Genomic DNA, 10,165 nt, shown 5'->3' with positions numbered 1-10,165 from the left:
CCGCTTTTATCAACAAGGTATGCGGGCCGCAACCCTTATACAGTCTATCTCGTAGACCTTTTTGTCACCCCCCCAGCTATGCTAGAGTAGGTGCTAAATGCCATAGATCTCGCTTTTGACGGCTTGGTTGTGGCAATCGTTGCGACATTTATGATGATTTATCAAATTTTTAAAACGAATTTTATTGATTGTTACCGTCTTGTGATAGCTGAGAGATTGGTTAATTATTGCCTGTTTAACTCGTTCTCCAGCTAGGACTCCAGAACACAAACAGGACGGAAAAAAACCACCCTGGCTTTCATCCCACCGCTAAGATGAGTACAGTTATAGCGGGGCACTTCCCGCCGAGTAAGTTAAATAGGAAGAGAATTGTATGTTGGCGAAAAGAATTTTACCTTGTCTGGATGTGAAAGCCGGTCGCGTGGTCAAAGGTGTCAATTTTGTCAATCTTCAGGATGCTGGCGATCCGGTAGAAATGGCTCAGGTTTACAATGATGCGGGTGCTGACGAGTTGGTATTTCTGGACATTACGGCGACTCACGAAGACCGGAATATTATGATTGATGTGGTGTACCGCACGGCCGATCGAGTATTTATCCCTTTGACGGTGGGTGGCGGCATCCAATCTTTAGACACCATTAAAAGTTTATTGAGGGCGGGCGCTGATAAGGTGAGTATTAATTCGGCGGCGGTGCGCGATCCGAGTTTAATTGACAAAGCCAGCGATCGATTTGGCAATCAGTGCATTGTAGTGGCGATCGACGCCCGCAAACGGCAAGACGCAGATAATCCTGGTTGGGACGTGTACGTGCGCGGAGGGCGAGAAAATACCGGCAAAGATGCGATCGCCTGGGCCAAAGAAGCCGAACAGCGCGGCGCCGGTGAAATTCTGGTGACAAGCATGGACTCGGACGGCACTCAAGCCGGTTACGATTTGGAATTAACTCGAAGCATTGCCGAAATTGTCGAAATTCCGGTCATTGCTTCCGGCGGTGCCGGCAACTGTCACCACATCTACGAAGCCGTGACTGAGGGCAAAGCAGAAGCTGCCCTGCTGGCTTCCCTGCTGCATTACGGGCAACTCAGTGTAGGAGAAATTAAAACTTATCTAGCAAAATGTCAAGTTCCCGTGCGACAGCAGCAGCCATTAGTTATTAGTCATTAGTCAGTGGATAGTCGGGCGCATCTCATATCTTGCAACATTTTCAACAAACCGCTCTGCGGGTTCACTCAAGCGCCCTCTCACAGTGCAAACAGGCTAAATAAACCCGCCCCCACCCACGATAAAACCAGTTACTGACATTGATACTGCTATGTGAGGCGCCTCCGAAGGCACTTGTAGAGAGTTTTTTGCTTCTACACAAGTGCCTTCTACATAAATCTCTTGGGGCTACCGACGCCACTCAACTAGAAATATTCCCTGAGAAGGATTTCAAATACCAGCTTTTTCAGCTAAATATTATATATTAACTCAATTTGAAAGAAAGCAACGGTTGCTTTTATCAAAATAGAGTTAAAGATTGTGCAGAATATGAGTGAGCTTCATCCTGTTAACAATCTTAGCGATCAAAACTTCTAAAAACGGAGAAATTTTGTATGTCTTTTATCAGCTTTAACTTCCCTGCCAAGCGTTTAGTTCGCACTTTAATAGCTGTTTGTTTTTGTGCCTTGATGTTTGTTTCTAATGCTTTTCCCGCTTTTGCCGTTACTAGCAGCCCCACCAAAGGTGAAGACCAACTTTTAGGGATTGAAAAAGAATCTCAAGAAGCGGTACTCAAAAAACCAATGTCCTTGGAAGAAACTCAAGAGAAAGCCAGCAAAGGACCCAACGAAGTTCAGGGAGACGCTGACATTGAAAAAATGAAAAATCCTTCCAATACACAAGCTACATCCTTTGAGCAACAAGTCAAAAAAGCTGTCAGCAAGATTAAAGACTAACTCAGCGCGCAGTAGTCACCGGACAGTTGTCAGTATAAAAGATTAGGGACACGGCGCGGTGCCGTGTCCCTATAATTTTTTTTGTAGAAACACCGCACCGCGCCACCTCCTTGGAAAAGCCGTATCCAATCTAAATTTAGCTTTAGTTTTCAGAATTGGTGTTAGATGGAATAAAAAAGTGGAAAGGACTTGGCATCTTTTGGCTTTACAAACACTCTTTGCTGGGGCTGCAAGTTCAAGCTGTCGAATCTTTCTCTAGTCAAATTAGCGTTTACTACTTGACCGTCATCTAAGGTTAATTCTACCTGAATTTCCCATCCCAAATGAATCAAGCGACTGATTCTTGCAGGCACCGTTGCACTATTTTCTGTAGTTTCAATTACTACATCGTGAGGGCGCAAGAAAATCTCTGGGTTGGCTGAGTCAAACCCGTTGTCTTGAAACATTCTTGAACTGCTGGGCAATACATTGACTGGCCCGATAAAACTCATTACGAAAGCACTAGCGGGATGGTCGTAAATTTCTGCAGGTGTGCCGACTTGTTCGATTTTACCTTTATTCATTACTGTAATTCGATCGGCAACTTCCATCGCTTCTTCTTGATCGTGCGTCACAAAGACTGTGGTAACGTGAACTTCGTCGTGCAGCCGCCGCAACCAAGCACGCAAATCTTTGCGAACTTTGGCATCGAGAGCTCCAAAAGGCTCGTCTAGCAGTAACACTTTCGGTTCCACAGCCAGGGCTCTGGCGAGGGCCACCCGCTGCCGCTGGCCTCCTGAAAGTTGCGACGGGTATCTATCGCCCAATCCTGCCAATTGCACTAAATTCAACAATTCTTCTACCCGCGATTTGACTTTCGCGGGTGGTGTTTTCTGAATTTGCATCCCGAAAGCGATGTTTTTTCGCACTGTCATGTGCTTGAATAGCGCGTAGTGCTGAAACACGAACCCAATTTTGCGGTCTTGGACGCTAGTATTGGTGGCATCCTGGCCTGTTAGCCAGATTTTGCCGGAGTCGGGCATTTCTAAACCCGCAATCAGCCGCAGCAGTGTAGACTTGCCGGAACCAGACGGGCCCAGCAATGCGACTAGGGAACCGGATTCAATTTCTAAGCTGACTCGATCGAGTGCTTGGAAACTGCCAAACTGTTTTGATACGTTTTCTACAACTATGCCCATAGGTAGGAATAAGGAAGGGGGAAGACGGAAGAGGGAACAAGCAAGAGGGAAGAAGCAAGAGACAAGAGGCAAGAGGGAAAAATTTTAATCTCCGGTTTGTGGATGGGTTAAAGTAAGTTTTTTTATAGCACGATCGCACATCAGTTTGTTAATTTTAGGGTTTTGGCGATCGGTCAGTCGATTTTAGATTTTAGATTTTAGATTTACTTGCACCTTTGAATTTGGAAGATGGAACTTTGGTCTCAAGTTTGGGACTCTCCAGGAAAGGAGTCCGGGCTTTCCATCCGTTTTTGGGCGGGGTCAAACAGCCGAAAATTAACAAAAATGCACCTCCAACACAAAACAACACAATTCTTTGCCACCAAAGTTGGCGTTTGGTACTACAATGCAGCAAAAGTTCAAGCGTTTTTGACTTCAACGGCTGAGGGGATAAAGGAAAATGGGAGATGTTGGACGTGTGCCTGTAGGAATTATCGGCGCTTCAGGGTACGGCGGCGTGCAACTTGTGCGACTGCTGGCGGATCACCCAGCGGCTGAAGTAGTGTATTTGGGCGGGGATAGCAGTGCGGGAAAACCTTTTTCCAGCCTTTATCCGCATTTGACTAACTGCATTGACTTGACTGTGGAGGCGATCGACTTAGACAAAATAGCGGCAAAATGTGAAGTTGTGTTTCTGTCGCTGCCGAACGGTTTAGCTTGCAAAATGGCACCGACGCTGCTCGAAAAAGGCTGTAAAGTCTTGGATTTGTCGGCTGACTACAGATTTGAAAATCTGGAAACTTACAAAGCTTGGTACGGCGGCGATCGATCGGACTCATCAGTGGCTGCAACGGCTGTTTACGGTTTGCCAGAATTGTATCGCGATCGAATTAAAGACGCTCAGTTAGTAGGCTGTGCGGGCTGCTACGTCACTGCTAGTTTGTTAGCCCTGGCACCTTTGCTAAAACAAGGCCTCATTGTGCCAGAAACAGCAATTATCGACGCCAAATCAGGTGCTTCGGGAGGGGGCCGGAAAGCCGAAGTTAATCTCTTGTTGGCTGAAGCAGAGGGTTCTCTGGGCGCTTACGGCGTTGGCCGCCACCGTCACACGCCAGAAATCGAGCAAATTTGCAGCGATTTAGCGGGACACGATATTAAAGTTCAGTTTACTCCCCACTTAATTCCTATGGTGCGGGGAATTCTGGCGACTGTTTACGCAACTTTGCGCGATCCAGGTTTGGTGCGGGAAGATTTAATCACAATTTTCAGCGCTTTTTACCGCAATTGTCCTTGGGTAAAAGTGTTGCCTGCTGGAGTTTATCCGCAAACAAAATGGGCTTGCGGCACGAATCTTTGTTATATCGGCATCGAAGTCGATCCGCGTACTGACAGGGTGATTGTGCTATCGGCGATCGACAATTTAATTAAGGGACAAGCCGGTCAAGGCATCCAGTGCATGAACTTGATGATGGGCTGGGAAGAAACTTTGGGTTTGCCACAATTGGCTTTCTATCCTTAATTGGTAATTGGGCATTGGGCATTGGGCATTGGTGATGAAAATCAAAAACTAACAGATTACCGATTACCAATTACCCATTCCCAATTACCGATTACCAAGTGTTATTTAGGCCCGTAACCGATCGACCCAGCATAAATTGCCCGATCGCCCAATTGGTCCTCAATCCGCAATAAACGGTTATATTTGGCAACTCGTTCGCTGCGACACAAAGAACCAGTCTTGATTTGACCGGCGCGAGTCGCTACCGCTAAATCGGCAATTGTGGTATCTTCAGTTTCACCCGAACGGTGGCTGATGACTGCTCGATAGCTGTTCCGCTTGCCCAGGTCGATCGTATCCAAAGTCTCCGTCAAAGAACCAATTTGATTCAGCTTAATCAAAATCGAATTGCTAGCTTTCAAATCAATTCCTTTTTGCAGCCGCGTGCGATTAGTAACAAACAAATCGTCACCTACCAACTGAACTTTGCTGCCCATTTTCTGCGTCAGCGCTACCCAACTGTCCCAATCGTCTTCGTGCAAACCATCTTCAATCGAAATAATCGGATATTGACTCACCAAACCATCCAAATAATCGATTAATTCTGCCGGCGAATGAGCCACACCGTCGTAAGTGTACTGCCCATCTTTGTAAAATTCGCTAGCAGCAACATCCAAAGCCAAAGCAACTTGTTCACCCGGTTTGTAGCCAGCTTTTTCAATAGCTGCAATCAACAAATCCAAAGCTGCTTGATTGGATTTCAGATTAGGCGCAAAACCGCCTTCATCACCCACACCAGTCAGCAAACCCTCAGCTTTTAAGACTTTACTCAAGGATTCAAATACCTCTGCACCCCAGCGTAAAGCTTCTTTAAAAGAGGGCGCACCCACAGGGACAATCATAAATTCTTGAATGTCCACATTATTGTTAGCGTGAGAGCCCCCGTTGATCACGTTCATTAAAGGCACGGGTAAAACGTTAGCTAAGGGGCCGCCCAAGTAGCGGTAAAGGGGGAGTCCTAAAGTTTCGGCGGCCGCCTTTGCTGTGGCTAAGGAGACTCCGAGAATGGCATTTGCGCCGAGGTGGGATTTGTTAGGGGAACCGTCCAAGTCAATCATGGTTTTGTCTACCAGCGCTTGGTCGATCGCATCTAGATTAGCCAAAGCGGGGGCAATTTTGTGTTCGACGTTAGAGACGGCTTTCAGGACGCCTTTACCGCCGTAACGGCTTTTGTCGTCGTCGCGGAGTTCGTGGGCTTCAAAAGAGCCTGTAGAGGCGCCGCTGGGGACTTGGGCGAGCCCCACAACACCGTTGGCTAGGTAAACTTCAGCTTCAATGGTGGGGCGGCCGCGGGAGTCGAGGATTTCTCTGGCTTGAATAGATTCGATCGCAGTGTCTAGCATATTAATTATTCCGAAGTTAACTCAAGGTTTCATGACAATTAGCAGTCTGTGGATTTTCCCACGCTGACTGCTGACGGGTAATAGAGTACGCGATCCCCAGAATTATTGGTGCACAGTTCAAAATATTTGCGGATTTGGACGAGCAGGTTAGTGTCAATAAGCTATGCTTGTTGAACAACAATCTCCGGCAATTTTGACAATGATTTGATTGTTTTAACCCCAGATTGCCGCAGATTTCTTAATTGGAACCTTTGTTAAAATCATAATATCAACAAAGTTAATCAAACAAGGAGAAACTTAGGATGTTAGAAACAAATCTCGGAGAAATTAGAGCATTAGCTGAAAATTCAGACCCAATTATTGCTGATCCCCCAAACATCAAATTACTCACAGGGCTATTGCCAAATCCAGCCAGCGACCCCAACTTTTTTGACTTAACTCCCAATGACGACGCATTTCTATTAGCAAATGGAATTCTGCGGAATACTCCCGGAGGTTTGCGTGCCTTAGCTGGTAACGATTTTGTCAGAGGTTCCGGTGGTGCGGAACTGATAAACGGTAACAGCGGCACAGATACTTTAATCGGAGGTTGTGGCAGCGATACTATTCGCGGCGGCCAAGATTTTGACATTCTTTATGGAGAATGTGGCAGCGATTTTGTCAGCGGAGATCAAGGTGATGACTACGTTTATGGAGGCACGGCCAATGACTTTATTCGCGGTGGTAAAGGGAATGATGCTTTAGTAGGAGAGAGTGGAAACGATACTCTCATCGGTGATGCTGGAATTGATAGACTTTGGGGAAGTGAAGGCGCAGATATGTTTGTCCTCCGCACAGAAGCGGGAGCAACTTCGGGGGAGATTGGTTCGCTTCAACCGCCTCCTAGTGGCAATTTTGATGTAGATGAAGTGCCGGCAGATTTTCTTCTCGATTACAATCCGGCTGAAGGTGATGTAATTGGATTGGCGGGAGGACTGACGCAAAATGATATTGTTTTGACCGAAAGGTTTTTAACAATTGGTGATGCCAGAGATTATGACAGCAGTGGCCCTTTTCCTCCGGGAATTCCTCGCACTGCTGATTTTAGAATTTTAAATACTAAGGCGACGGTGATTCGGGAAGCTAGCACCGGCAATATCTTGGGTTTGGTGAAGGATGTTTCGCCGGCTCAACTTCAGTTTATATCTGTATCGGAGGGGGCGCTCACTCTAGGTTAATTCAAATCGGTACACATTGCTGCTAAGAAGCAGAACACGGACGGGGGGGACGCCCATCCCACAACACCAAGGCTATCAATCCTCGTTCCCAGGCTCTGCCTGGGAAGGCATATCAGCGAGGCTGTGCCTCCCGATTCCTGACATGAATTTAACAATATTTAAGATTGCCAGAAATCCGCCACATCATATCCCATTTCGGTGAGCATTTGCCGCAGCAGAGGTAAGCTCAAACCAATCACATTTGTGTGACATCCTTCGATTTGTTCGACAAAAAAGCCGCCTTTACCTTCGAGTGCAAAACAGCCTGCACATTGCAAGGGTTCTCCGGTGGCGACGTAGGCTGCAATTTGGCGCGAGGTAACTTCCGCAAAATGAACTTTTGTAACTTGACAGCGAATGATCGATCGCGACCTAGCCTCACCAAAGTCATCGAATCTAGTATCAATTAAAGCATGACCCGTATACAGTTCGCCCACCTTACCGCGCATTTTCTGCCAGCGCGAGATTGCTTCTTCCGCATCATTCGGTTTGCCGTGAATTTCGCCATCTATAAGCAAAATTGAATCGCATCCCAACACCAAACAAGATTTGGGATTGGGGATTTGCGCGTGAGAATTAGCCAGTAAAAACTTAGCTACAGCCTCAGCTTTTCCCTCTGCTAAAACCTGCACTAAATTAGTGGCATCCCTCATTTGTATTTGCCCTTCATCAAAGTCGCTGGGGCAAATCACAGCTTGAATGCCAGCATTTTCTAGGAGGCGACGGCGCGCTGGAGAAGCTGAAGCTAATACAAAAGTTGGAATTTTCATAAGTTAAGAAGGAAGAAGGAAGAAGAAAGAAGGAAGAAGGAAGAAGGAAGAAGGAAGAAAAATAAACTATTCCCAATCCCCAAGGCTCAATGTCCCATTCCCCATTCCCAATTACTTTTTAACCTACTAATAAACAGAGAAAGATTTAACAACTTTCTCAAAAGCTTCTTTTACCTTGGGCCAGCGTTCTTCGGTAGTGGAAACGTTAAGCGTAAAAAGTTTGCCGCGGCTGACGGCTACACTCGCTAAGTTGTGCCGTTCTTGGTTTGGTAACTTAACGGCGTATTCTAAAATGTAATAGTTTTTCGATCGCGATTCACGAGCTTCTGCATTGACTAATTCAGCTTCGCGGCCAGAATCACTCGGGGCGATGGCACTTTTGCTGAGCTTGTATCCCACATCCGTCGGCGTTCCCAAATCCGCCAGAGTTTTGCCCCCCGCGACTGGACTGATTACCACGCTGACGTTCTCGGTTTGCTGAATCAAATCGCGGAAGACCACATCGGGCCCGTTAGAAACCGCGATCGGCAGCCAGCCGTTAGGATAGAGAAATTGATAGCCGTCGCCAGTATCAACGTAGCTTTTGAGTCCGGTGACTTTAGACACACAACCTGTCAAGGTGAGGCTTATAACCACCAGAAGTATTGCCGCAATTCGTTTGAGCATTCTTTTTACAAGTAGGGTAAAACAAAAATATTTAATTTTAATTGTCTCATCAAACCTTGCCCCTCAAAATAGTTAAGCTATGGATCGCTGTTTGTGTACCGCCAGCGATCCATAGCCATATAGTTTAATTGTTAACAAAATCATTACAGGTGAGTCAGCCAGCTAATCAGCCCGTGCTTGGTCGAAACTTCTAAAGCCAAGAGAGAAACAAAGCCAATCATGGCTAGGCGGCCGTTTAAGCGTTCTGCGTAGGGGGTAAAGCCAGTGCGGGGTTCGTCATCGACGTATACTTGCGGCTCGATCGCAAAATTGTTCATTTTGCCTTGGTCGTCCAGCATTAAGCCTCTGTTACTCATGTTTTTTTCCTAAATCGTTTTTAGTGTACTGTAAATAAATGTAACAGACTTGTGAAGATATGTAAAGGATTGTGAGAAATTTTTTTTAAAGACCTCGATCTGACACCAGTAAAAAAAAATGCAACTGCAGGCAAGCTCTAAACCCTTATAGAGTAAGTCTTTCCCCAATCTAAAATCTAAAATCTAAAATCTAAAATGGTAGGACTGTGGGTAGACTCTGGGCCCCGGAGGGGGGAGGATAGAGTGGAGAGGCACAAAAGTCGATGGTGTATGGCAAATCCAGTCTGGGTTTGACGAAAATTGTGGAACGGAGGAAAAATTTATGCGGGCCAGTCTGGAAATGCGGTGGTTTTATAGCGGTGCACTGCCAAAATCGATCAATCAATGGTTTGGAAGCGAGAGTCTCGGCGGGTATCTTTCGCCTCCTGAAGAGCGGGAAGACATATATTTGCTAGTACCAAGCTGCGACTACTTGGGAGTGAAGCTGCGTGGGAAAACCTTGGAGGTAAAGTGGCGTCAGGGAGAGTTGGGGACGATGCAGTTCGGCAACCGCTGGGAAGGCAAAGCCGAAAAGTGGCTGAAGTGGGTTTGTGCGGACACGATAGCGCCGATACCAGCGGATATTGTGGCGACAGGAAAGTGGGTGGCAGTCAAGAAAAAGCGAGCGCAGCGTCTTTATCAAGTTTCGACCCCTGGTTCCCTGATGTCTGTGCCTGTGGAAGCCCCAATTCCCCAAGGTTGCACCGTGGAACTTACTCAGTTGAACATTAACGGCAGCGCGTGGTGGACTTTGGGATTTGAAGCGTTTGGCAGTGAAAGTTGTTTGACAGAAAGCCTGCAAACAGTAGCTAGTTGGACTAGCAAGAGTTATCAGGCGCAAAAGTTAAAAGCTGAGGATTCTTCTGCTTATCCGATTTGGCTGGGCAGCAAGTAATATCAAATCCGGCTTGAATAATACCTCCTGTATTTTTTAGTCCTCCTCTGCTGGAACGAGAGGCAAGTTGAGACCGGGTTTCAACCGCCGAGTCTGGACGCCACTGGCATATACAGCAGATTCCAGGTTTATGAAGTACAGTAGCAGCAGCTTGTAAACCAGTTTTTAAAGTGCTTAGGATTGACCA

The 10,165-nt window shown here is 46.6% G+C and carries 10 protein-coding genes; 5 read left to right on the top strand and 5 right to left on the bottom strand.

The features are described 5' to 3' along the window. Positions 1-373: 373 nt before the first annotated feature. Positions 374-1,165: an imidazole glycerol phosphate synthase subunit HisF gene (gene hisF, locus QUA33_RS26545; protein WP_333152548.1), complete on the top strand. Its 792-nt coding sequence runs from the start codon at positions 374-376 to the stop codon at positions 1,163-1,165. Positions 1,166-1,596: 431 nt separating this feature from the next. After that, on the top strand, positions 1,597-1,938 hold the full coding sequence (locus QUA33_RS26540) for a low temperature-induced protein (protein ID WP_333084133.1): 342 nt from the start codon (positions 1,597-1,599) through the stop codon (positions 1,936-1,938). Positions 1,939-2,099: 161 nt separating this feature from the next. Here QUA33_RS26540 and QUA33_RS26535 read toward each other — a convergent pair whose 3' ends face one another. Then, positions 2,100-3,116 carry a sulfate/molybdate ABC transporter ATP-binding protein gene (locus tag QUA33_RS26535; RefSeq protein WP_333041096.1) on the bottom strand — a complete coding sequence of 339 codons (1,017 nt, stop codon included), beginning with the start codon at positions 3,114-3,116 and terminating at the stop codon, positions 2,100-2,102. Positions 3,117-3,555: 439 nt separating this feature from the next. Between QUA33_RS26535 and argC the strand changes: the two genes are divergently transcribed. Further along, complete coding sequence (gene argC / locus QUA33_RS26530) at positions 3,556-4,614, top strand: N-acetyl-gamma-glutamyl-phosphate reductase (protein ID WP_333152546.1); 1,059 nt, start codon at positions 3,556-3,558, stop codon at positions 4,612-4,614. 101 nt (positions 4,615-4,715) lie between these two features. Here argC and eno read toward each other — a convergent pair whose 3' ends face one another. After that, positions 4,716-5,996 (bottom strand): phosphopyruvate hydratase, encoded by a 1,281-nt coding sequence (gene eno / locus QUA33_RS26525; RefSeq protein ID WP_445243280.1) that lies wholly within the window; start codon positions 5,994-5,996, stop codon positions 4,716-4,718. Between the two features lie 302 nt (positions 5,997-6,298). Here eno and QUA33_RS26520 point away from each other — a divergent pair, with 302 nt between their 5' ends. Further along, entirely contained in the window at positions 6,299-7,213 is a 915-nt protein-coding gene (locus tag QUA33_RS26520; protein ID WP_333152544.1) for a calcium-binding protein, read from the top strand. Between the two features lie 158 nt (positions 7,214-7,371). On the opposite strand, the gene QUA33_RS26515 is transcribed toward QUA33_RS26520, so the two are convergent. The 3 genes from QUA33_RS26515 to QUA33_RS26505 all read right to left on the bottom strand — a co-directional run bounded on the left by QUA33_RS26515 (position 7,372) and on the right by QUA33_RS26505 (position 9,044). Then, positions 7,372-8,022: a nucleoside triphosphate pyrophosphatase gene (locus tag QUA33_RS26515; RefSeq protein WP_333152542.1), complete on the bottom strand. Its 651-nt coding sequence runs from the start codon at positions 8,020-8,022 to the stop codon at positions 7,372-7,374. A gap of 126 nt (positions 8,023-8,148) precedes the next feature. After that, entirely contained in the window at positions 8,149-8,688 is a 540-nt protein-coding gene (gene psbP / locus QUA33_RS26510) for a photosystem II reaction center PsbP (RefSeq protein WP_333152540.1), read from the bottom strand. Between the two features lie 143 nt (positions 8,689-8,831). Further along, complete coding sequence (locus QUA33_RS26505) at positions 8,832-9,044, bottom strand: high light inducible protein (protein WP_190659021.1); 213 nt, start codon at positions 9,042-9,044, stop codon at positions 8,832-8,834. 322 nt (positions 9,045-9,366) lie between these two features. On the opposite strand from QUA33_RS26505, the gene QUA33_RS26500 reads away from it, so the two are divergent. Then, positions 9,367-9,978, top strand: coding sequence for a hypothetical protein (locus tag QUA33_RS26500; RefSeq protein WP_333097663.1), 612 nt, complete (start codon positions 9,367-9,369; stop codon positions 9,976-9,978). Positions 9,979-10,165: the final 187 nt, after the last annotated feature.

It is taken from the genome of Microcoleus sp. Pol14D4 (genome assembly GCF_036701245.1).
In the GTDB taxonomy this organism is placed as follows: domain Bacteria; phylum Cyanobacteriota; class Cyanobacteriia; order Cyanobacteriales; family Microcoleaceae; genus Microcoleus.
This window is presented reverse-complemented; position numbering and strand designations above follow the sequence as displayed.

What these genes read in the sequence shown, in the direction of transcription:
- hisF (WP_333152548.1), top strand. Translation starts at nt 374, where the DNA reads ATGTTGGCGAAAAGAATTTTACCTTGTCTGGATGTGAAAGCCGGTCGC.
- QUA33_RS26540 (WP_333084133.1), top strand. Translation starts at nt 1,597, where the DNA reads ATGTCTTTTATCAGCTTTAACTTCCCTGCCAAGCGTTTAGTTCGCACT.
- QUA33_RS26535 (WP_333041096.1), bottom strand. Translation starts at nt 3,116, where the DNA reads ATGGGCATAGTTGTAGAAAACGTATCAAAACAGTTTGGCAGTTTCCAA.
- argC (WP_333152546.1), top strand. Translation starts at nt 3,556, where the DNA reads ATGGGAGATGTTGGACGTGTGCCTGTAGGAATTATCGGCGCTTCAGGG.
- eno (WP_445243280.1), bottom strand. Translation starts at nt 5,996, where the DNA reads ATGCTAGACACTGCGATCGAATCTATTCAAGCCAGAGAAATCCTCGAC.
- QUA33_RS26520 (WP_333152544.1), top strand. Translation starts at nt 6,299, where the DNA reads ATGTTAGAAACAAATCTCGGAGAAATTAGAGCATTAGCTGAAAATTCA.
- QUA33_RS26515 (WP_333152542.1), bottom strand. Translation starts at nt 8,022, where the DNA reads ATGAAAATTCCAACTTTTGTATTAGCTTCAGCTTCTCCAGCGCGCCGT.
- psbP (WP_333152540.1), bottom strand. Translation starts at nt 8,688, where the DNA reads ATGCTCAAACGAATTGCGGCAATACTTCTGGTGGTTATAAGCCTCACC.
- QUA33_RS26505 (WP_190659021.1), bottom strand. Translation starts at nt 9,044, where the DNA reads ATGAGTAACAGAGGCTTAATGCTGGACGACCAAGGCAAAATGAACAAT.
- QUA33_RS26500 (WP_333097663.1), top strand. Translation starts at nt 9,367, where the DNA reads ATGCGGGCCAGTCTGGAAATGCGGTGGTTTTATAGCGGTGCACTGCCA.